Annotated in this window: 15 protein-coding genes and 4 pseudogenes; 9 read left to right on the top strand and 10 right to left on the bottom strand. The window is 53.5% G+C overall.

The annotated features are described in order from the left end of the window. Positions 1–4 precede the first annotated feature (4 nt). From JCM15831_RS16070 to JCM15831_RS02580, 6 genes and pseudogenes are all read left to right on the top strand, one after another. Entirely contained in the window at positions 5–2,725 is a 2,721-nt protein-coding gene (locus JCM15831_RS16070) for a TonB-dependent receptor domain-containing protein (RefSeq protein WP_232227950.1), read from the top strand. 164 nt (positions 2,726–2,889) lie between these two features. Next, positions 2,890–4,526: pseudogene (locus JCM15831_RS16075) on the top strand (FGGY-family carbohydrate kinase). A gap of 99 nt (positions 4,527–4,625) precedes the next feature. After that, a complete protein-coding gene (locus tag JCM15831_RS02565; RefSeq protein WP_025822500.1) occupies positions 4,626–5,519 on the top strand; it encodes a carbohydrate ABC transporter permease in 894 nt (297 codons plus the stop codon). Between the two features lie 4 nt (positions 5,520–5,523). Further along, positions 5,524–6,350 (top strand): annotated as a pseudogene (locus JCM15831_RS16080) (carbohydrate ABC transporter permease). A gap of 39 nt (positions 6,351–6,389) precedes the next feature. Then, positions 6,390–7,493: an ABC transporter ATP-binding protein gene (locus tag JCM15831_RS02575; protein ID WP_025822503.1), complete on the top strand. Its 1,104-nt coding sequence runs from the start codon at positions 6,390–6,392 to the stop codon at positions 7,491–7,493. Positions 7,494–7,511: 18 nt separating this feature from the next. Further along, positions 7,512–8,285 (top strand): SDR family NAD(P)-dependent oxidoreductase, encoded by a 774-nt coding sequence (locus tag JCM15831_RS02580; RefSeq protein ID WP_025822505.1) that lies wholly within the window; start codon positions 7,512–7,514, stop codon positions 8,283–8,285. Positions 8,286–8,351: 66 nt separating this feature from the next. Here JCM15831_RS02580 and JCM15831_RS22280 read toward each other — a convergent pair. Further along, positions 8,352–8,483: pseudogene (locus JCM15831_RS22280) on the bottom strand (IS5/IS1182 family transposase); the annotation flags it as partial. Between the two features lie 207 nt (positions 8,484–8,690). Between JCM15831_RS22280 and JCM15831_RS19855 the strand changes: the two are divergent. Both JCM15831_RS19855 and JCM15831_RS21315 read left to right on the top strand, forming a co-directional pair. Continuing rightward, entirely contained in the window at positions 8,691–9,539 is an 849-nt protein-coding gene (locus tag JCM15831_RS19855) for a CatB-related O-acetyltransferase (RefSeq protein WP_269530271.1), read from the top strand. Between the two features lie 1,068 nt (positions 9,540–10,607). Then, positions 10,608–11,153 carry a hypothetical protein gene (locus tag JCM15831_RS21315; RefSeq protein WP_156938709.1) on the top strand — a complete coding sequence of 182 codons (546 nt, stop codon included), beginning with the start codon at positions 10,608–10,610 and terminating at the stop codon, positions 11,151–11,153. Positions 11,154–11,396: 243 nt separating this feature from the next. Here JCM15831_RS21315 and JCM15831_RS02595 read toward each other — a convergent pair whose 3' ends face one another. Further along, a complete protein-coding gene (locus JCM15831_RS02595) occupies positions 11,397–12,275 on the bottom strand; it encodes an HNH endonuclease (RefSeq protein ID WP_025822509.1) in 879 nt (292 codons plus the stop codon). Between the two features lie 436 nt (positions 12,276–12,711). On the opposite strand from JCM15831_RS02595, the gene JCM15831_RS21320 reads away from it, so the two are divergent. Next, complete coding sequence (locus tag JCM15831_RS21320) at positions 12,712–13,017, top strand: hypothetical protein (protein ID WP_156938710.1); 306 nt, start codon at positions 12,712–12,714, stop codon at positions 13,015–13,017. Positions 13,018–13,344: 327 nt separating this feature from the next. On the opposite strand, the gene JCM15831_RS02605 is transcribed toward JCM15831_RS21320, so the two are convergent. The 8 genes and pseudogenes from JCM15831_RS02605 to JCM15831_RS23220 all read right to left on the bottom strand — a co-directional run bounded on the left by JCM15831_RS02605 (position 13,345) and on the right by JCM15831_RS23220 (position 21,647). Then, the gene (locus JCM15831_RS02605; protein ID WP_025822511.1) at positions 13,345–14,325 is read right to left on the bottom strand and encodes a methyl-accepting chemotaxis protein; all 981 of its coding nucleotides are present in this window, start codon (positions 14,323–14,325) and stop codon (positions 13,345–13,347) included. After that, entirely contained in the window at positions 14,297–14,614 is a 318-nt protein-coding gene (locus JCM15831_RS02610; RefSeq protein WP_025822513.1) for a CBS domain-containing protein, read from the bottom strand. The genes JCM15831_RS02605 and JCM15831_RS02610 overlap by 29 nt, the downstream gene beginning before the upstream one ends. Before the next feature lie 485 nt (positions 14,615–15,099). Then, on the bottom strand, positions 15,100–16,239 hold the full coding sequence (locus JCM15831_RS02615) for an acyltransferase family protein (protein WP_025822515.1): 1,140 nt from the start codon (positions 16,237–16,239) through the stop codon (positions 15,100–15,102). 208 nt (positions 16,240–16,447) lie between these two features. After that, positions 16,448–17,239 carry a glutathione S-transferase N-terminal domain-containing protein gene (locus JCM15831_RS16090; RefSeq protein ID WP_456303422.1) on the bottom strand — a complete coding sequence of 264 codons (792 nt, stop codon included), beginning with the start codon at positions 17,237–17,239 and terminating at the stop codon, positions 16,448–16,450. 28 nt (positions 17,240–17,267) lie between these two features. Next, positions 17,268–18,080: a Cof-type HAD-IIB family hydrolase gene (locus tag JCM15831_RS02625; RefSeq protein WP_156938711.1), complete on the bottom strand. Its 813-nt coding sequence runs from the start codon at positions 18,078–18,080 to the stop codon at positions 17,268–17,270. After that, positions 18,080–20,450: pseudogene (locus JCM15831_RS16095) on the bottom strand (phosphoketolase family protein). The gene JCM15831_RS02625 and the pseudogene JCM15831_RS16095 overlap by 1 nt, the downstream one beginning before the upstream one ends. Beyond that, positions 20,447–21,148, bottom strand: coding sequence for a hypothetical protein (locus JCM15831_RS23215; protein ID WP_269530272.1), 702 nt, complete (start codon positions 21,146–21,148; stop codon positions 20,447–20,449). Before JCM15831_RS23215 ends, JCM15831_RS16095 begins: the two are co-directional and overlap by 4 nt. Continuing rightward, on the bottom strand, positions 21,087–21,647 hold the full coding sequence (locus JCM15831_RS23220; protein WP_269530273.1) for a hypothetical protein: 561 nt from the start codon (positions 21,645–21,647) through the stop codon (positions 21,087–21,089). Before JCM15831_RS23220 ends, JCM15831_RS23215 begins: the two co-directional genes overlap by 62 nt. Between the last annotated feature and the right edge of the window lie 237 nt (positions 21,648–21,884).

Genomic DNA, 21,884 nt, shown 5'->3' on the forward strand with positions numbered 1-21,884 from the left:
ACCGGTGCGTGCCCGTCGTGGCGCCCTACAGAGCGTTCCGGGTGCGGCCCCTGCCGGCAATGAGAGCATCACGGTTGTCGGCTCGGCGCTCAGCACGTCGAACAACACCAATGCCAACCCGGTTCAGATCGTTTCCGCCAAGCAGATTGCGCAGACTGGTGTGAACAACCTCGCCGATTTCTTTTCACGCCTTCCGTCAGTTGGGTCGAACGCCGTCTCGAACGCCGTGACCAATGGCGGCGGCGGCGTCTCCTGTACCGATCTTCGCAATCTCGGAACGAACCGCGTTCTGGTGTTGATCGACGGCAAGCGCACCACGATCAACGGCAATTCGAACTGCGTCGATCTGAATGCTATTCCACTCCAGCAAGTTGCTAGCGTCGAAATTCTGAAAGACGGCGGCTCAGAACTTTACGGTGCTGACGCGGTTTCCGGCGTGATCAACATCAAGATGCGTCATGACGTGAATACGGGCAACATCACGATGCGTGGCAGCATCTCGCAATATGGCGATGCGCCTGAGGGTATGCTGTCCGCCTTCAAGGGGTGGAATTTCGATCATGGCAGGGGCAACATCTCGTTGTTCGGCCAGTATCTAACCTCGACGGGGGTCATGCAGCGCAATCGCTCCTGGGCCAACCCCGTTGCGCAGACGAACCCGACATCCGGCCAGCCGATTTATGGCTCGACCATCTCGAGCAACGGTTTCTTCCAACCCGATAGCGGCGGCTCCTTCACCTCGCGCGACGGCGGCAAGACGGTTGTACCCTTTACGAGCGCTGATCGTTATCCGTTCAATCGCGATTCAAGCCTGACCAACAATTATCAGGATTCGTCTCTTTCCGGCGATGCGCATTACGACGTCAACAAGCACCTGACCGTCTACGCCAACGTGCTGTACAGCCACCGTACGACGAACAGCTTTCTGGCCCCTCAGCCCATGACAGGTGCGATACCGCCAAGTGAGCTACCGGGCAGTGTAATCGTGCCTGCGGATTATCCCGGTAATCCTTTTGGCGAAAATACTCTGGTTTACCGTCGCATGACGGAATGGGGTGCCCGCCGCTCAGAGCGCGCTTCCGATACGGTGACCGGCATGTTCGGTGCCAAGGGCGAGATCACCCATGGCTGGATGTACGACGCGTCCTACACCTATGGTGTGAACCGCGAGAACGTCCGCTCGCTCAATGTCGGAAATTACGCCAATCTTCTCAATAGCTGGGGGTTGCGCGCAACGGATCCCGGCAATCCTGACTCCAGCCTCGCCTACGATCCCACAGTTTGTCAGGCTTCAGCCGGATGCGAGCTGTCCTCGCCGTTTGGCAAGCTCACACAGCGGGGGACGGCTTACAGCAACTACACAGCCGCCGAGAACATCCAGTATCAGTTCCGCGACACCAATTTCCGGGTGCATAACAACCACGTTGTTTCAATGCCGTGGAAAAACGGGGGCGACCTCGGAATCGCGCTGGGTATGGAACATCGTAGCGAGCAGATGAGCGACAGCCCTGACCCGCTGGTGTCCCAGGGTATGACGCTGACCAACACCCAAGCCTATACGGGTGGTGGCTTCAATGTCTCGGAAGGCTACCTTGAAGGCAAGCTGAACCTGCTCAAAAATGCCTTCCTCGCGAAGGATCTGACGATCGACGCGCAGGGCCGCTATTCCTCCTACAATACCTTCGGAGCTGCAAAGAACTGGAAGGTCGCCATTAACTGGGCGCCGAACCGCGATATCCGTTTCCGAGGAACGCTCGGCACGTCGTATCGTCAGCCGAATATCTTCGAACTCTTCGGTGGCCAGCAGCTCAGCTACGAAACGGCAGTCGATCCTTGCACGCGTGTCGCCAATTACGGCGCAAGCTCGCCAATGGTAGCGGCTACCTGCGCGAGACAGGGCGTTCCAGCCGACCTGCAGCAAATCAACACGGCCCAGGTCCCGACCCTTCAGGGAGGCAATTCCAAGGTCAAGCCTGAAACCGGACGCACCTACACCTTCGGTACGGTGGTGACGCCTCACTGGGTGCCAGGCCTCTCCCTGTCAGTCGAATACTGGCATTACACGCTCAAGAACATGATCAGCGCGATTGGTACGCAGTACCTGCTGGATCAGTGCTATACGGGCGGCAATTCTGGCTACTGCGCCAATATTACGCGCAATGCTCAAACCCAGCAGATTCAGACCGCTTCTGCGCTCTACGAGAATCTGGGTGGGCTGCGCACGAGTGGCATCGACTTCGACCTCGATTACACTCTGCGCCTTACGCATCATGATCGCCTGACACTGAGCAACAACTTCCAGCAGCTCGTCAGCTATCAGCAGCAATACGTACCCGGTGGTCAGTGGTACAATTATGACGGTCGTCTTCTTTACAACAACTCGACCGGCCAGCCCCGTGTGCGTGACTACGCAACGGCAACATGGCGCCACGATGCGTTCAGCTTCACCTATATGATGAGCTACACGAGCGGTATGGTCTGGAATGACCAGTCCGTCGACCTGACGAAGGCCTCGGGCGGACGTTATAAAACCCCCGGCATCTTCACGCATGACATCACGCTGGCCTACCAGCTCAATCGCTGGAATTTCCAGGCCGGCGTGCGGAACCTCTTCGACAAGAAGCCGCCCTACATTGTCGATGGCGGCACCAACAGCAATGTCTACCAGTACGGCAACCTGTTCATGGGACGGAATGTCTTCCTTCAGGCAGGCGTGAATTTCTGATCCAGCCCTTCCAGCTAGACTGGCTCGAAACCCGACATCACAAGATGTCGGGTTTTTTTGTGCGTTGTATCAAATAGCTTGTTACAAATCGCACGCATTGGTGAGTTGCATCCCGTCGCACGCGTGAGAATATGACAAAATAGTAAGTTATGGGATGGGTTCTCATGGAAGTTGTCATTGGCATCGATGTCGGGACGGGTAGCGCACGGGCTGGCGTGTTTTCCCTAACCGGGCAGAAACTGGCTTCCTGTGTCACCGCGACACAAACCTGGCGCCCTGAGACAGATTTCGTTCAGCAATCGTCAAGCGACATCTGGGAGGCCATCTGCACAAGCGTGCGCGGTGCAATGCACCAACTCTCCGAGAAACAGCCTGTCGTTCGCGGCATCGGATTTGATGCCACCTGTTCGCTCGTCGTGCTCGACCCGGACGGCAACCCGCTCTCGGTCGATCCGCAGGGGGCGCCAGAGCAGGACATCATTCTCTGGGCCGATCATCGGGCGATGAAAGAAGCGGAGGAAATCAACGCAGGACAATACGATGTCCTGCGCTATGTCGGCGGCACGATCTCGCCGGAGATGGAGACGCCAAAGCTCCTCTGGATCAAGCGCAATCTTCCCGAGATCTATACCCGAGCCGGGTATTTCTTCGACCTTCCAGACTTCCTGACCTGGCGCGCAACGGGCAGCGATTCACGGAGCTGCTGCTCCACCGTCTGCAAATGGACCTATCTGGCTCACAAAAACGGCTGGGACCCTGCCTATTTCAAGGCCATCGGCCTCGGCGATCTCGTCGAAGAGGCTATCGCCGCATCGGGACGATGGTGCGCCCCTTGGGAGGAACCGTTGGCAACGGGTTGAGCGCGAAAGCGGCTGAGGAGCTAGGGCTTAAGCCAGGTATCCCGGTCGGAGTTTCGGCCATCGACGCCCATGCAGGCGGTATCGGCGTGCTCGGCTCGGCGTCTGGCGAAACCGTCGATGATGCCGCTCTGGATCGCAGTCTGGCCCTGATTGGCGGCACATCGAGCTGCCACATGGTGGTCTCTCGTGAGGCCCGCTACGTCGAGGGAATCTGGGGGCCCTATTCCGAGGCGATGGTGCCGGGGACATGGCTCAATGAAGCGGGTCAATCCGCGGTCGGCTCCCTGATCGATTTTGTCATCTCAAGCCATGCTCAGGGGCCGGCCCTCGCTGCACAAGCCAAAGCAGAAAGCCGCACGGTCTATGAACTGCTGAATGAGCGGCTGGCGTTGCTGGAGAAAGACGCCCTGCCCGGCTCTCTCACCGCCGAGTTCCACGTCCTGCCGGATTTTCATGGTAATCGTTCCCCCCATGCCGATCCGACCCTCAAGGGCATGATCAGCGGGCTAAGCCTTTCGGCAAGCATCGACGATCTCGCCAGGCTCTATCTCGCCACCATTCAGGCCCTCGCTTACGGCACGCGGGACATCATTGCGGCGCTCAATGCCAAGGGCTTTGCGATCGACACGATTTTCGCCACGGGAGGCGGGACGAAAAACCCGGTATTCCTGCGCGAACATGCCAATGCCACGGGATGCCAGCTGATGCTTCCACAAGAGCCTGACGCGGTTCTTCTGGGCTCTGCCATTCTCGGGGCTGTGGCCGGGGGCGTTTATCCCACAATGCGGGTCGCGATGTCCCAGATGACCCGCGTGGGTGCCGAAGTGGCACCCGATCGGCGCACAGCGCGCTACCACAAGGCCAAATTCACGGTGTTTCAGGCGCTGCATAACGAGCAGATACGCCATCGCACCCTTATGCGAGACGCGCTCTCGGCGTGAGTCTGCCTTTCAGGAGCCCCCCCTCAGGACCCGTCGCTCGACCCGTACATTTTCCCATAACAGCCAGGACAGGCGGAAACCCGCCTGCGGAGCTTATCCATGGAAGCTGCCCTCACCCCGCCAGATCGGGTGACACGCAAGAAGGGAGCCGGAATTTTCCTCTCTCCCGCCGTGATCATCCTGCTGATCTGGTCTTTGATCCCCCTCGTCCTGACGCTCTGGTATTCGTTTCAAAACTATAATCTGGTCGATCCGACCCTCAAGGGGTTCGCCGGGGTCAGCAACTACGTCTATCTGCTGACCGATCCTGATTTTCTGTACTCCCTTCTCAATACCGTTCTTCTTGTGCTCGGCGTTCTGGTCGTCAGCGTTGGGGGCGGCGTGCTTCTGGCCGTGCTCTACGATCAGGAGTTCTGGGGTCGGGGCATTGCCCGGGTTCTGGTGATCTCGCCGTTTTTCGTCATGCCCACAGTCTCTGCGCTCCTGTGGAAAAACCTCATGCTGCATCCGATCTACGGGGTGTATAGCGCCTTCATGCGGGCTGTCGGTCTTCAGCCCATCGACTGGCTGGCGCAGTATCCGATGCAGACAGTCATGATGATCGTCGCCTGGGAGTGGCTTCCCTTCGCCGTGCTTATCCTGCTGACGGCGGTTCAGTCGCTCGACCATGAACAAAAAGAAGCGGCCCGGATGGATGGCGCAGGGCCCATTGCCCGTTTTCGCTACATCATCCTGCCACATCTGAGCCGCGCCATCACTGTCGTGGTCATGATCGAGACGATCTATCTTCTGACCGTCTTCGCCGAAATCTCCGTCACGACCTCGGGCGGACCTGGCGTGGCCTCGACCAACCTCGCCTTCCTGATTTTTTCTCGTGCCCTGCAGCAATTCGATATCGGGGGTGCCTCGGCTGGTGGCGTCGTGGCGATTGTGATTGCCAATATCATCGCCGCTTTCCTTGTCCGTGCGGTCGCCCGCAATCTGGAGGCCTGAGCTCATGGCCAGCAAGAAAAACCGCCTCCCCAAAATCGCAATAGGCTTTGTCGGTTGGGCGGTCGCCCTGTGGATCTTCTTCCCCCTCTTCTGGATGGTTCTGACAGGGTTCAAGAGCGAGATGGACGCCATTTCGACGCCCCCTCACCTGATCTTCCATCCGACGCTGCAGAGCTATCACGATGTGTTCGCTCAGGAGAATTACTGGCACTTTACGTTCAACACCGTCTTCATGTCGGTGCTGGCCACAGGCTGTGCGCTTCTGCTCGGCGTTCCTGCGGCGTATTCGATGGCGTTTTATCCCGGCAAACGCACACGTGGCACTTTGCTCTGGATGCTGTCCACGCGGATGTTGCCCCTGTCGGGGTGCTTGTGCCGGTCTATCTCATCGCCAAATCGGCGCATCTTCTCGATACGATTATCGGTCTGGCCCTGATCAATATGCTGACCAACCTGCCGATCATCGTCTGGATGCTCTACACGTTTTTCAAGGAAGTTCCGGTGCCAATCCTCGAGGCTGGCCGGATGGACGGAGCCAATCGCTGGCAGGAAATCAGCGTGGTTCTGCTCCCACTCGCCCTGCCTGGCATCGCCTCCACGGCATTGCTCTCTCTCATTCTGTGCTGGAACGAGGCTTTCTGGTCCCTCAATCTGACCTCCTCCAATGCGGCCCCTCTGGCGAGCTTCATCGCATCGTTTTCGTCTCCCGAGGGCCTGTTTTTCGCCAAGCTTTCCGCAGCTTCGACACTCGCTGTCGCACCGATCCTTGTCTTCGGCTGGTTCAGCCAGAAGCAGCTCGTGCGCGGCCTCACCTTCGGCGCCGTCAAATGACCCGCACCGCCTGCATCTCACGCTCTTCTGGAGTGACCCATGGCCAAAGTTGAACTGCGCGATATTCGCAAAACCTATAACGCCGAAGAAATCATCAAAGGCGTCTCGCTCGACATCGAGAACGAGGAATTCGTGGTGTTTGTCGGCCCCTCAGGCTGCGGCAAATCGACCCTGCTGCGCATGATTGCCGGGCTGGAGGAAATCTCGGGTGGCGATCTGATGATCGACGGAGCGCGGGTCAATGATCTCGAACCTGCCAAGCGCGGTCTCGCCATGGTTTTTCAGTCCTACGCGCTCTATCCGCATATGAACGTCTATCGGAACATGGAATTCGGCCTGAAGCTGGCCGGTATGCCGGAAGCAGAGCGGCGTCAGAAAATTACCGACGTCGCCAGAACCCTCCAGCTCGATGCCTATCTCAAGCACAAACCCGGCCAGCTTTCGGGCGGTCAGCGACAGCGCGTGGCCATCGGGCGCGCGATTGTCCGTAACCCGAAGGTCTTTCTGTTCGATGAGCCGCTCTCGAACCTTGACGCTGCGTTGCGTGGACAGATGCGTGTCGAGCTCGCCACGCTTCACCGGCGTCTCAAGGCCACAACCATCTACGTAACCCATGATCAGGTCGAGGCCATGACCATGGCCGACAAGATTGTCGTGCTGCAAAAAGGCGTTGTCGAGCAGGTAGGCTCGCCTCTCGAGCTCTACCACCATCCCCGCAACCTGTTCGTCGCGCGCTTCATCGGCTCTCCTCCGATGAATTTTCTGCCGGTCACGACACGCTCTATCGACCCGGAAGGCGTCACGGTGGCGCGCGATCGTGGTGAGTCTCTGCTCGTGCCTGTTCTCCCGGGCGAGACGGCTTCGGCCGAAGCTCTGACACTGGGTGTTCGACCAGAGCATATCGTGATCGACCCGGAGGGCGACGTGCACGGCACGATCCGCATGGTCGAGCGCCTCGGTGCCCTCACCTTGCTGCATGTCACGCTTGCGGACGACACGCTGCTGATCGTGCAGACCGATGGCGACCATGGAGGCGAGATCGATCGCCCCATCAGACTCCGTCTTCAAGCAGATAATTGTCATCTCTTTGATGCCAGAGGTATCGCGCTGACAAAGCTCACGCGTCACCGTCTCGCACGCTAATCAGGAAAGGCTTTTCTCATGTATATGGAAAAACTGCGTCTCGATGGTCGTATTGCTGTCGTCACAGGGGGCGCGCAGAATATCGGCCTGTGTTGTGCCACCGCGCTTGCTGAAGCTGGCGCCCATGTGGTGATTGCCGATCTGGACCACGGCAAGGCCGCCGAGGCCGCCCGGAACCTCGTTGAGCAGGGATTCAAGTCCTGCAGCGTCAGTCTGGACGTAACTTCAGAAGCGAGCGTCAAGCAGGCGATCGACACCATCGCTGAAAAGCACGGGTCGCTCGATATTCTGGTTGCGAATGCCGGGATGTGCATCTCCGAGGTGAAAGCCGAGGACATGACCGAAGATCAGTGGATGAAGCAGATCAACGTCAATCTGAACGGGGTTTTCCGCTGCTGTCAGGCCGCTGGCAAAGTCATGATCCGGCAGAAGCGAGGCGCGATTGTCGCGATCGGCTCCATGTCCGGCCTCATCGTCAACCGTCCTCAGGAACAGGCCGCCTATAATGCTTCCAAGGCCGGGGTGCACCAGTATATCCGCTCGCTCGCGGCCGAATGGGCGCAGCATGGCATTCGCGCCAACGCCGTTGCCCCGACCTATATTGAGACGACGCTGACCCGCTTCGGTATGCAGAAACCCGCGCTCTATGACCGCTGGCTTGACGGCACGCCGATGGGCCGCGTTGGCCAGCCGGAAGAAGTCGCCTCGGTCGTGCAGTTTCTCGCCTCAGATGCCGCCAGCCTCATGACCGGTTCCATCGTCAGCGTCGATGGTGGCTTTACCGTCTGGTGAAGTCAAAGCTCTTAGCCTCCTCCCTCGTTGCAGGAGAGAGGCTGGGGCCTGTGTTTCTGGTGTCCGAAAATGGGCACGGTCGCCCTTACTACCACCTGAATAGTTCAGAACATTTCTGAGATCAGGGCGAAACACCTCAAAATCCACAGTTCGGGAAAATGCCACAAGCTAATCGTCAAGACTGCTCAAACGCGCCAGTCGCTCTTTAAGATCTCATAAAATCAGACTGTCTAATCATTCATCCTTCTCCCTCACTACATGAGGAATTGACTCACTGAGAGACGTCCAGAACCAAAGGTTTCTTTGACCTTGGGAGTTGGGAGTTGTTCAAAGGGAAAAATATGACTAATATTCCCACATATTGGCTACCAAACAAAAGAAAGTTCATCAGGTCAAATGATAAACATGATCAATAATCTCTTAAAAAATAGGTATTGGAACCTATATCAAGAAAATAACGTGAGAATGTCGGAATTCGTTAGGTTCATGGATGATGGAACCATATCAGGGTATAGAAATCAAAATGAAAGGTTCTGGGAGTTAGTAGATAATAATCTTATATTTCTAACGAAAAAGAGGGACGTCTCAGCAGAGTTCAATGAAGTAATCATAAAGGGAGAAAATATAAAATTTGTTGGTAGACATGTATTACACGGGGCCAGCGGACCAAACTTTTATTTAGAATCACAAGATAAGGATTATCAGCCTAAAGAATTTTCTCCAACGAAAGACAAGTACCCTTCAAAAACAATTGGCACACACACTTATGGTGATATCGACTTAATAGATTCCAATGCTACCAACGATTTAAACATAGGTAAGTTCACAAGTATTGGTCCTAATGTAAAAGTTATCTGCGGAAACCACAATTATAGATTTGTGTCAAACTACCCATTTAAATCTATATGGAACGATTTTTGGAAGCCACTAGATAACATTGAAGACCATATATACAACGGCGTCACAACTATCGGGAACGATGTGTGGATAGGACATAGTGTTTTTATCAAAGGTGGTATCAACATAAGTGATGGTGCAGTTATTGCTGCAGGATCTATTGTGACAAAAGATGTTCCACCTTATGCAATAGTGGGTGGATCTCCTGCTAAAGTTTTGAAATATAGATTTGAAAAAGAGCAAGTATCGAAATTAATGGAAATAAAATGGTGGGAGTGGAGCGACGAAAAAGTAAATGAAAACTTAGATCAAATAATGTCAGAAAATATAGACTTTTTCATAGAAAAGTTTTTCTGACTTAGTTCTTGATACTTTCATTATACTGGCTTTATAGATAATAATTTCTCTATCTATGAGAGTCGTCTCTTGATCTGACCTGTCCACCTATTATCCGGGAATGCGAATTCTCGGACAATAGGAACGACGCCTAGGAAGGGCAATCTCCCACCAACACGGAGCATCTCGGTAACTGACGTCAAAAACCGACCAGACCGGCCCGTGTCACCGAGATTCACCAGGCTTCTGAAAGTAAGATATGCTGCCCCCCCCCAGAGGTAGCGTTCTCATTCGCTCTGACAGTCATGAAATGCAGAAGGAGAGACCCGGCAAGGTCTGACGCTTTGCAGCGCGCTATTTCGCAGTAAGCAGGTCCAGAAGCGGTTACAGTACAGCTTAAGGCGTAAGCCCTATCCGATGGATGTGACGCAAAAGAGCTGCGATGACGAAGGTGGGTGAAACCAAGACATCACGAATGGCGAAGAAGATGGCTGTTTTCTGCCCGATTGTACATTCCTCTACGTGAAATTGGCCTTACGGAGGAGCGCAAACCCTACCGTTTCAGCAGCCGGGTCATGAGACGTCTTCTTGATCTGGTACTTCGACGAGTCTGCAGGATCTCGCTTACAACATTAGTTGCTCTGATCCGTTGCCCGCCAGAGCCAGCAGGCCCGCCCACGGATCATGATCCTCACCTCGTCCAGACGCCAGATAACGCCAGACGTTACTGGCTTGCGTCACGGGGCACGGGCATAGGCTGCATTGCATTTTCGGCTTGATCGACGGATCGCCTCATAGAGAAATCACAATGCCCCGCTCGAGCAGTGTTTCCATTACAGACTAAAGCCTGGAGGGGATCGAAATACAGCCACACCGCATGTGCAATCAGGTCACGCGGAGATCGATCCCGTTTGTGGCTGACAAATGACGCATTCAACAGTTGCCTCTACAATGCGGTCTTAATATGACATCACCCACTTACGATTATTGTAACTTTGGCGTAAAATCCTGAACTTCCACTATGTGAGCAGGTGCCCAGACAGCGCGCGCAGAACTTCAACAGGAAATCAGGCGAGGACAATTATTTCAATGAAAAGCAAAATTTCTATCCTTCTTTTTTCGATACTTTTATCGGGTTGTGGAGCGAACGTTAAAAACATTGGATCGGTACACGATGATAATATATATGGAACTACCAATAGCGTACTTATAATTAGCAATCTATCTCTTGATACTTTATCCAATCAAGGTGGGATTATAGCCGAAAATCTTCAAGATAAAATGAAATCATGCAATATCGCTTCTTATATTTATAATCCAACCTCAATGTCCCTGAACCCAAATCTAGATATAGATGGTATGATTTCAGAGCATAAGATCGATCGGGTCATCACTCTCAGAAATAAAGATATTATAGTTGATGATTATAACTCAGTTTTATCTCAGGTAATAACGGTCAAAGTTTCAGATGTTAAATCAAAACGAAACATATGGATGTCCGAATATCGATACAGAACACCAGCGTGGCACTTTGGCGGTATTTGGGGGCGACATGATGTTAAAGCAGCACAAGTCACCACAAAAAACATAATGTCTGGCCTAGAAAAAGATGGCATTATAGGAAAATGCCCTTAATCTCCTAGGCTCAGTTTTTAGGTCTGAGCATGATCGGGGGCTGTCACGTTAGCAGCCCCTATCGATTATCTCGCGCTTACACCAAAGTGAGGTGGCAAGAGCTGCCGCGTTATTCAATTGAGCAAAAGCCCTGATCCGATTGACTTAACGCGGAAAAGCTACGGTCACGGAGGCAAGCGGAACTAAGACTTTAAGAACGGCGGCGAAGACGGAGACTAAGCACGGATCTTCACTTATTCGCGGTCAAACTAGCCCTTGGTTGAAGCGTTCGCGGTGCCTCTGTACGAACTCCAGGCGCGGGAAATCGTCTGGGTTTCGTGGCAATCGAACTTGCTCTCCAGGCGGTACTAAAAGCTGCCTCAGCTCTCGCGGCAACCGATCATAACCAAGAATTTCAAAATTATCCGTCAGAGAGACCACGTGACGATCAAAAAGCCAATGCATTGTCGCACACAGAGCGATACCATTTTGCACTATATCCGGCCCCCCGTCTGCAACCGGCCGAACATGGGCAGCTTGGGCCTCGAAATACCCGCGGCTGTCTTCAAGACGAATTCCTGTCATAGCACAATGCCCTTCGTAAGCAGAAATGACCTTGCGACGGAATGCTGCATCTCGAATTGCGCGATTAATCAGAAACTGTCTGATTTCTCTGGCATTTCGAGCGTTATTAGCCTCTTGCTGAAGCGGCTCATAAAGTATACCACCATCTATTATACCGCCAGGAAGACCTGATTCCAAAATTAACATGAATTCTAAATCAGTAATTGTCCGTATGGGATTTCCGTGCAAGGTTATACCTCGCATAGCTAGATCAACATCAATAAGTATATTCTCATACGGTATTCCGTTTCTATCTAACGGAACAACAACATCGAACTCGAGAAAGTCCTCCATCATAGCGTAACTTGACTTTACGTCATTTGGATCAGGCTCTATTGCTCTTAGTCGGGCGACGGCGACAAAAGCAGAGCGTCCCCCACCGCGTTTAGTTTCCCTGTAGATTATCCAGTCACCTAAACATTGCTCGGCAGCACGAAGATTTTTGTTCGGAAAGTGATACCGCGTTCCCATATTGTCATCGTAATGGGTATTCACGCGGACGTCGAATACAGCCTTCATATGAATACTCACTTAAATAAATTTACTGATGTTTGTATGATTTTTTATTCAATTCAAAAAATATAGTATATGAAATACTTTTATGAATAACACTCATCGCATAACACGTTAGGTCTCGCCCTCAGTTAGATTGGTCGGGAGCACGAAAAGCTCCCAAGCCCAAGATTGTCAGCCTGCGTATTGCTTCCGATCTGGATGGAAGATCGGGCTGTTGGCGGCGCCATTCATCCACTGAAGATATAAAGCTCTTCGAGGCAACAAGCTGGATGCGCTGATCTTGCTTCTCATTATTCATATTCGAGCGATAGCTGAAATTCACCTATGCGCAAAGTGTGTAAGTCACGTTGCTTTTTGAAGTAAGGTGTGTAAGTTGAGCGTTCGAGCCTGAGGATTGCAGCCTCAAGCCCGAACTAACCTCCAGCAAGGACCACTCTCCATGCCAAAGGCTAACACCTCTCCTAGCACGTCTCGACGTGCTGTTCTCTCCCGACTTGCCACCTTACCTCTCATTGGCTCGCTCAGCGCCCTCATACCGGCCGCACGAGCGTCTGGCAGGTCCGATGCAATGCTGCTGGCTCGCATTGCCCAAGCCATGAAGATGCGTCGCTTCATCAAGAACCGCGCTCATGAGTTCACCGACGAGGAGTGTCTTGCCCTCTCCGACGCGTTCGACGCTCAACTCGATGCACTGGCCAGGATGCGGGCTGTCACGCGTGAGGGGCTGGGCGCCAAGCGCGGCTGATCCGGCTCTATCTCCCCCCGTATTTCCGCTCAGCTGAAGTCAATGAGCGCAGCCCGGAAATCCGCCTCCTGTCCAGCTTCATCGAAGATGTCACGCTTTTTGCACGAGGGAGGGCAGTATGAATGAGGTGCCGATCCCGCCAGCGTTGAAGACAGAACCATGGCTGAGCGGCCCGACAAAGCCAGTCCCAGCAAGGCGATGACAGACTACGGCAAGGGGGTGAGGAAACGCCCTCTTGCGTGAGTGTCTCAGGACGCCTAACCAAAGCGGACACACGCCCGCACTTGGTCAGGTCAAGGCATACTCCCCGCAACCAGCCTGTCGTCCTCAGTGATCGTAGACTTTGACAAATTCGTCCAGCGACAGAACCTTCGTATCCAGTTCGTAGCAGGTCGTATTCACTTCATCCGTCATCGCCAGATTATCGCCAGCAACCTTGTTGATGGACGAGATCGTGCGGTTGATATCTTCGATATGATCCACCTGCGTTCTGGTCGTCGAGTGAATTTTGGCGATCAGCGTATCCACCGCGCCAACCTGACTGGCAATTTTTTCCAACCCGGCTTCGACATCTTCCACCAGCTGCACACCGCGCTTCATCGATGCGCTGGATTCCGTCACGAGGTCGCCAATAATCTTGGCTGCGTCCGAGGAGCGCACTGCGAGGGAGCGTATCTCGTCAGCGACAACACCGAACCCTGCCCCTTCCTGACCGGCATGGGCCGCCTCGACAGCGGCGTTGAAAGACAGAAGCCTCGTCTGAAGACTGATATCCTCAATCACCCCAAGGCTCTCGACCATCTCCTGATAACTTGAGACCAGGCCCGAAATCGCCTTGACCGTATTGCTGACAACCTGCCGGAAATCATGGGCATCGCCGTTGACCTCAGCAACAAGGTCACGCGCTTTCTCAACATTGCGGGCCGTGTCGTTTACGGCGTTATTGATCTCTCCAACACTCTCCGCAGCCTGCACGATATCCTGAGTCTGCGCCTGCGTTCGACCGGACAACGCGACACTGCTCTCTCTGATGAGAGACGATACTTTGGAGACCGCCTCGACGTTTGAGGAGATCTCGGCAATGACGTTTCTCAAATCTTCCGTCATCTGCTGCGATTGTCTGGCGGCATCTTCACTCTGTAGACGCGTGGCGCGGACGAGAGACAAAGTCGACGCGGCACCGACATAACGTCCGTTACGCGTTATGAGAAAGCCACGATAAAGGTCACTCGCATCTTTCTCGAGAAGCTCCTGCGTGAAACTGGCAATGGAGACCGTATCAGGAACGACAATCGGAGCCTGATGCACGAGAAGCTGAACGGGCGCCCGTATAGAGCGCGCGCCCAAACCGCCCCGACATGAGACCGAAGAAGAACTGCCGGTCGATCAATCCAATAGGGTTCTCGTCCCGGTCCACGATGGCGATCATCATGGTGTTCGCATCATTGACGAAGATCTCGTGCACATTTGCACCCAAATCGTCTGGGAGTAGTTTTGGAATACTCTCTACAATATCGCCCATGATATTCGGAATATTATTATGAATAGCAACATCACGATATTCGTGACGCGCTCTATCGGTAACTTCCAGCATCATGGAATAACCTTCGATAATATGACAAATATATTTCTTAGCAATTAATTTAGAATTAACTACTTGAAATATACTATTTTACCGCAACTGGTTACTCAAGCGTCTCAGATGGAATTTTTGTTAAAATTCCGTTACAGTGGGAACGCTGCCAACCTTGAGAGCGATCAACCACCCTATCAAGATGTTACTCTTGACTGCGCACAACAGGAGAATGGCGTTCCTTGCGGTCGTCTGCAGACGTAAGCCATGTGGAACACAACAGCTCTCCAATCAATGGGAATTGATTACATAGGGAGAACCGCTGTGAGCTGCTCAAGCCGGAGAAAAAACACCACCCGGCAAGGCAATAAGCGACCATCACGAGGCCGATGCATCCTTGGCGCTACCAAAACGACAGGAGATGCCTTTCCTGACCAAACGACACCGCACTCTTCATCAATGATGGACGATTTGGTCAGTGTGTTTGGGAACACACGATACGTTGACTCTTACCGTGCGCCTGATCGTTTCGGAAAAAACCTCTTTCCGAAGCTAATCCCCGGCCTCTCAATAACATGATAAATAACAGCAGAGAACACACAAATAGACAACAGCGTTGGCAATATCATAAGATCATATAAATATTTATTTCTTATTTTTGTAGAAACGAGATACGTTAAAAGAAACAATATCGGCCCATGAGCGAGGTATATACTATAACTAATTTCCCCAAGCCTTACGACACCCTTACACCCCAAGATTCTTGAAAGACTTGTGCCGGTCACGATCAACAGAAATGCAAAAAATTCAACACTGAGGTTCAATGTGCTGATAGGGTCATTTTTGGAGAAAAACATATATGATATGCAAATCACGAGCATTAAATCTTTATATATTGTTTTTATATTTATTGAATCCCTCAAATCCTTTGCGAAGATTCCGAGAGCAAAACAGAGGATGAACCTGTAGTTATCATGCAGCTCATTTTGCATGAGACCCACGCAAACCAGGATCGCGACGATCGAGACAGCCAGCTTGCCGACCTTATCTCTGAGCACCGTCACGAGAGGCAGAGCAAGATAGAGCCCCCATTCAAAGGCCAGTGTCCACAAGACACCGACACTCGGCGCGAGAAGGAAACTCAGATTACCCTGATACGCGATGAAGGGAGCTAATAGCGCATCCTTCCACGTACCCAGATGGCTCAGTGTTTTCACTGGCTCCGAATGATATCCTGAGAGAGCGGCCGCAGAAAAGCACAAGAAAACAGAGAAATAGGCTCCTGGCAGAATGCGGAAAAATCTGCCCACCCAAAATCGTTGCAGGGCGCGTCTGTTTATTTCAATCCGGTCAGCGAAAAGATAAGCGGATACCATAAAGAACGCAGCAACGGCATAGCGACCCACACGCCAGAGAATTGGATAACCCTGCGTCACGAAATCGAAGGTCGGAGAATGAAATGCGCTATAGAGAACGATCGAGTGGTGAAACGCTACACCTATAGCAAGAAAAAACCTCAATCCGTCTATGCTTTTATTTCTATTATAAATACCATTATCAAGAAAAGAAAAACTATTAGAGCTAAATACAATTACAATTATCGTAATATATAATAGATATAAGGCAATTAGCCAAGGTTCTGCCAGCATTATCCCGCGCTATGTTTGCATCTCGATTAGAGATTTTGTCAGGTTCAACGAAAACTTCGGGACGTTAACCCAACCTCGTCCTAACGCAAACCATTCAGGAAACGGAATCATTCCAGAGAGCCCGATCATGCAGCACTCTGAGCGTCGTCGAGCTTCAAGTAAAAAGACGCTCTACACATGCGGGTGCAGAACGTCTCTCATTTTCTCGTCAGGCTCGACAAAGATGGTTGTTATCCGAATGTTGATGGCCAAGCTCAAATCCGGACAATTCCGTCACACCTTCACCCAGAGATGCGGCTAGCACTAAACATTCCAACATGCGTATTGGGTGACTACGAGAATTCACAACCGACACAGCTACCTCAGCTGTTTTTGACTTCATCCGCCTTGGCAAGAGCGCGCTTAGTTGCAGGACGGCTTTCAATCTGCTCTCTCCATGCCTTGATTTTTGGAAAAGCCTCAAGGTCGATGCCCTGCTCTTTCCACGTGCGGGTCCAGGGATAGTCGCCATGTCGGCAACCCCATATTCATCACCACTCACGAACGGCTTTTCGGTCAGGCGCGTTTCCAGCACTTTATAGAGACGCTTGGTCTCATCCTGATAACGCTTGATCGCGTAGGGGATTTTTTCCGGTGCGTAGAGCGCAAAGTGATGGTTTTGCCCCAGCATCGGACCGAAACCACCCATCTGCCAGAACAGCCACTCAAGTGTCGAAATTTTCTGACGCGGATTGGTGGAGAGAAAGCGACCCGTCTTTTCAGCGAGGTATAGAAGAATCTCGCCTGATTCAAAGACGCTTATCGGCTCGCCACCATCTGCTGGAGCATGATCGACAATCGCTGGCATTTTGTTGTTGGGCGAGATCTTGAGGAACTCAGGCTTGAACTGATCATCCTTCAGGATGTTGACGGGGATGATCCGGTAGTCGAGCCCCACTTCCTCAAGAAACAGGGTGATCTTGTGACCATTGGGTGTCGGGAAATAATAGAGATCGATCATTGCGCTATATCCTGATCCTTGCGGCAGATCAGGATGCAACGCCTCCCAGCACGTAACGTTCGAGACCGATCGCAAAACCTTCCTCTTCGCACGATGCGGTCACATGGGTGGCCAATGCTTTCACCGCATCACTCGCCTGCCCCATGGCAATCGACAGACCCGTTTTCTTGAACATCAACGTGTCATTGGGCTGATCGCCCATCGTCACCATGTTCGACGCTGGAATATCCAAAAGCGTCTCCAGCGTCGAGACGACCCCTCCCTTATTCGCGTCATGGTTCGTGACATCGACATAGTAAGGCTGAGAGCATGCTGCTGACGCCTGCTCGCCCAGGGCCTCCTGCAGATCACGCTCCAGCTTTTGCATCAAAGCGCGATCGTCACTCACGCCCGTGATCTTGATCACGTCATCAAGATGATGAGTGACATCGTCAACGCGAGGCGGGAATTTCACCGTCCATTCCTCCCGCGCGACATGAGGCGCGTCGGGATCACTCACAAACCAGTCTTGGCTCGTATAGACCCACGGATCGGCACCATGATCGCGAATGATGCCGAGTACGGTCTCCGCCTGCGCCCGCGTAAGACGCTTGGTGTCGATGACACTCCAGTCAGGATGAACCAGAACCCCACCATTGAAACCGGCGATCGGGAGATCGATCGCCAGAGGGTCAACCAGCATCGCCATGCCACGCGGAGGCCGTCCGCTCGTGATGGCAAACCGTATGCCCTGATCTTTCAGGGCATGAACGGCGCGGATGGCGCGAGGTGTGAGGATCTTGTCCTTCGTCACCAATGTGCCATCCACGTCAGCGAGGACGAGTTGAACCTTTTGCACCATCAGACCCTGCTCCCTTGCCATTTCCAGTTGAGAATTTCAGGCATGTCCTGACCGTAACGGGCAATGTAGCGCTTATGCTCGACCAGCTTGTCCTGAATCATCTGGGTGACATAGGCGGCATGGCCCGAAAGCGAAGGCACCCGACGCACGGCATTCAGAATGATATGATAGCGATCGAGATCGTTGCGCACGGTCATGTCGAAGGGCGTTGTCGTCGTGCCCTCTTCGCGGAACCCGTGAACATGGAAATTGGCCCGGTTGCTACGACGATAGATCAGACGATGCACAAGCTGCGGATATCCGTGGAAGGCAAAAAGAACCGGCTTGTTCTTGGTGAACAGATTGTCGAACATGACATCATCGAGACCATGCGGATGCTCGCTCGGTGACTGCAACGTCATCAGATCGACGACATTGACAAACCGCACCTTCAGATCGGGCGCATGCTCACGCAAAAGCTGCACCGCAGCCAAGGCCTCGACAGTCGGCACGTCACCCGCAGAGGCGATCACAAGGTCTGGATCACACCCCTTGTCGTTGCTCGCCCATTGCCAGATGCCAATACCCTGACTGCAATGCGCAATTGCCGCATCGATATCCAGCCATTGATGCTCGGGCTGCTTGCCAGCCACGATGACATTGATCCGGTCCCAGCTCTCCAGACAATGCTGGGCCACATAGAGCAAGGTATTGGCATCAGGCGGCAGATAGACGCGGGCGATATCGGCCTTCTTGTTCACCACATGATCCATGAAGCCCGGATCCTGATGACTAAATCCGTTGTGATCCTGCCTCCAGACATGAGACGTCAGCAGATAATTCAAAGACGCAATCGGGCGACGCCACTGAACCTCCTTCGCCGATTTGATCCATTTGGCATGCTGGTTGACCATCGAATCAACGAGGTGAACAAAGGCCTCATAACACGAGAAGAACCCATGGCGGCCCGTTAGAAGATACCCCTCAAGCCAGCCCTGAATAGTGTGTTCGCTCAGGATTTCCATCACAAGCCCATCCGGGGCGAGATGGTCGTCATACGGCAAGGTCTCGGCTGCCCAGGCACGATTGGTCACGTCGAGCACGTCATTCAGGCGGTTCGAGTTATTTTCATCCGGTGACAACACCCGGAAATTACGGCTCTCGAGATTCATGCGCATCACGTCACGCAGCCAGGACCCGAGCACCCGCGTGCTTTCGGCTGTCACAGCACCAGGAGACGGCACGGCCAGAGCGTGGCCTTCAATCTCCGGCATACGTAGTGGGCGACGCAGCACACCCCCATTCGCGTGAGGATTATCGCTCATACGAAGCGATCCCTCAGGAGCAAGGGCCGCAATTTCGGCGTGCAGACGCCCGTTTTCGTCGAACAGCGTCTCAGGATGATAGCTTCTCATCCAGTCTTCGAGAATTTTCAGATGGCCCGGCTTCTCCACATCGGTCAACGGAACCTGATGCGAGCGCCAATATCCCTCACAGCGCTTGCCATCGACCTCCTTCGGCCCGGTCCAGCCTTTGGGGGTCCGCATGATGATGATCGGCCAGACAGGCCGCTCAGCCGTATTTTCCGAACGCGCGCGTTTCTGGATGTCAGCGATCCTGTCGAAACACGCATCCATGGCCTGCGCCATCGCCTGATGCACCTTGTCCGGCTCATCACCCGAGACGATGAGCGGATCGTAACCGTAGCCACGAAAGAGCGACAGAAGCTCACTCTCAGGAATACGCGCAAGCACGGTTGGATTGGCTATCTTGTAGCCATTTAGATGCAGGATCGGCAGGACGGCGCCGTCATTGCGAGGGTCGAGAAACTTGTTGCTGTGCCATGACGTCGCAAGCGGTCCCGTCTCCGCTTCACCATCGCCAACAACGCAGGCCACGATGAGATCGGGATTATCGAGCACGGCCCCATAGGCATGGGAAACCGCATAACCCAGCTCCCCACCTTCATGAATCGATCCGGGCGTCGTCGCCGCAACATGGCTGGGAATTCCTCCGGGGAAGGAGAACTGCTTGACGAGACGGCCGACACCCTCGTTGTCCTGGGAAATCTCAGGAAAATACTCGCTGTAAGTTCCTTCTAGATAAGTTGCCGCCACCACACCTGGCCCCATGACCGGGCCCGGCGATGAACAGGACGCTCTTTTGCCGCTCCTTGATCACGCGGTTGAGGTGCAGATAGAGCAGCGTCAGACCGGGTGTGGTCCCGAAATGACCGAGCAGCCTTGGCTTGACGTGCTCGATCTTCAGCGGTTCGCGCAGAAGCGGATTATCGAGAAGATAGATCTGGGCAACCGAGAGATAATTGGCGGCACTCCACCATTTATCGAACAGGGCCAGTTGCTGGGTCGAAAGAGGGCCTTTTTCACTCATATTGGATGACGTCCTTCTATTATTGTTTTTGTTTGGCGAAAGATCGTTGTTTCTTCGTCAGCAGGAATGACAAGCACCGTGACGTGCCCCGAGCGCTGACTGATCGTCGGGCGGCCCGCAAGGTTGGCGTCCTCGCATAGATGGATGTCGAGCCACTTCAACCGGTGGCACACGGCACGGCGGAAAGCGGCATCATGCTGACCGATGCCACCCGTAAAGACGAGGGCATCGAGCCCGCCCATCTGGGCGATCAGGCCGCCCGCCTGTTGCACGAAACGCTCGACGAACATATCGAGTGCGAGCTGCACGTTCTCATCCGCGTCGTGCTCCCTCAGCACACGCATATCGCTCGAGAGGCCGGAAACGCCTCGTAAACCCGACCGATAATAGAGCGTGTTCTGAACTTCTTCGGGTGTCATCTTCTTCTGCTGAAGCAGGTAAAGAAGCACCCCCGGATCGATCGCGCCGCAGCGTGTTCCCATCATGAGACCGTCGAGCACAGTCAGCCCCATTGTGGTTGCAATGCTGCGTCCGTTTTCAAGCGCACAAAGACTTGCACCATTGCCGATATGCGCCACCAGAACACGCTTATGCGCGATGGCAGGATGACGGGCGGCGAGCTCACCCGAGATAAAATCATACGAGAGTCCATGAGCGCCAAAAACCCGTGCGCCCCCTTCCAACAGCTCGGCAGGCAAAGGTAGCCGGGTCCGGACAGTCGATGGTGAAATGAAACGAGGAGTCAAAGCAGGCAACCTGTGTCAGATCGGGCTTTTGCTCCATGAGAAGACGCATCGGTGCGAGGCTGGGAGGCTGATGAAGCGGTGCAAGTGGAATGAGGCCCTCAAGCTGCTTGATCACATCCGGAGTGATCTGTGCTGGTCCCTTGAAGTTTGGTCCACCCAGAACGACCCGATGACCCACTGCCTCGATCTGTGAGCCGCTCCCATACCCTTCGATCAGATCGAGAACATGCCGCATCACCTGCCCATGAGTATCTCCTTCCTCTCCATCACAATCGATCACCGTCCGCTTGCTGGCGCCGTCGGGCGTCCGCGTGGTCAGCACCCCTCCTCCGGCCTGAAATTCGACCAGACCCGACAAAAGTCGTTCTGCCGTGCTCTGCTGATCGAACAAGGCAAACTTGATGCTGGACGAGCCGGAATTGAGCGTGAGGATGGTTTTGCTGTGCGACACTTACTGACCTCGAAATACCTGGCTCTATTGCCAGCCTTCGAGAATTAAACCTCATGATCTCCGCGCAGTTCAAACATGACGTGAGGGTAATACTGAACCGAAACACTCTAGATTGGCTATTTTTCGTTGTTTTCCCAGCATTTACTGGTCCGAGCCTCTCCGTTTTTACACAGCTTTGTGAGAGGAAGAGCAAGCTTGCCTGACAGGCACCGTGAATACCGTCCCAATATGTGATTG

Source organism: Asaia astilbis JCM 15831, assembly GCF_000613845.1.
GTDB lineage: Bacteria > Pseudomonadota > Alphaproteobacteria > Acetobacterales > Acetobacteraceae > Asaia > Asaia astilbis.

Excerpts from the sequence above, each read along its gene's own strand:
- JCM15831_RS16090 (WP_456303422.1), bottom strand. The coding sequence starts at position 17,239 with ATGATCGATCTCTATTATTTCCCGACACCCAATGGTCACAAGATCACC.
- JCM15831_RS02565 (WP_025822500.1), top strand. The coding sequence starts at position 4,626 with ATGGAAGCTGCCCTCACCCCGCCAGATCGGGTGACACGCAAGAAGGGA.
- JCM15831_RS19855 (WP_269530271.1), top strand. The coding sequence starts at position 8,691 with ATGATCAATAATCTCTTAAAAAATAGGTATTGGAACCTATATCAAGAA.
- JCM15831_RS02595 (WP_025822509.1), bottom strand. The coding sequence starts at position 12,275 with ATGAAGGCTGTATTCGACGTCCGCGTGAATACCCATTACGATGACAAT.
- JCM15831_RS02625 (WP_156938711.1), bottom strand. The coding sequence starts at position 18,080 with ATGGTGCAAAAGGTTCAACTCGTCCTCGCTGACGTGGATGGCACATTG.
- JCM15831_RS21320 (WP_156938710.1), top strand. The coding sequence starts at position 12,712 with ATGCCAAAGGCTAACACCTCTCCTAGCACGTCTCGACGTGCTGTTCTC.
- JCM15831_RS21315 (WP_156938709.1), top strand. The coding sequence starts at position 10,608 with ATGAAAAGCAAAATTTCTATCCTTCTTTTTTCGATACTTTTATCGGGT.
- JCM15831_RS02580 (WP_025822505.1), top strand. The coding sequence starts at position 7,512 with ATGTATATGGAAAAACTGCGTCTCGATGGTCGTATTGCTGTCGTCACA.
- JCM15831_RS02615 (WP_025822515.1), bottom strand. The coding sequence starts at position 16,239 with ATGCTGGCAGAACCTTGGCTAATTGCCTTATATCTATTATATATTACG.
- JCM15831_RS02575 (WP_025822503.1), top strand. The coding sequence starts at position 6,390 with ATGGCCAAAGTTGAACTGCGCGATATTCGCAAAACCTATAACGCCGAA.
- JCM15831_RS02610 (WP_025822513.1), bottom strand. The coding sequence starts at position 14,614 with ATGATGCTGGAAGTTACCGATAGAGCGCGTCACGAATATCGTGATGTT.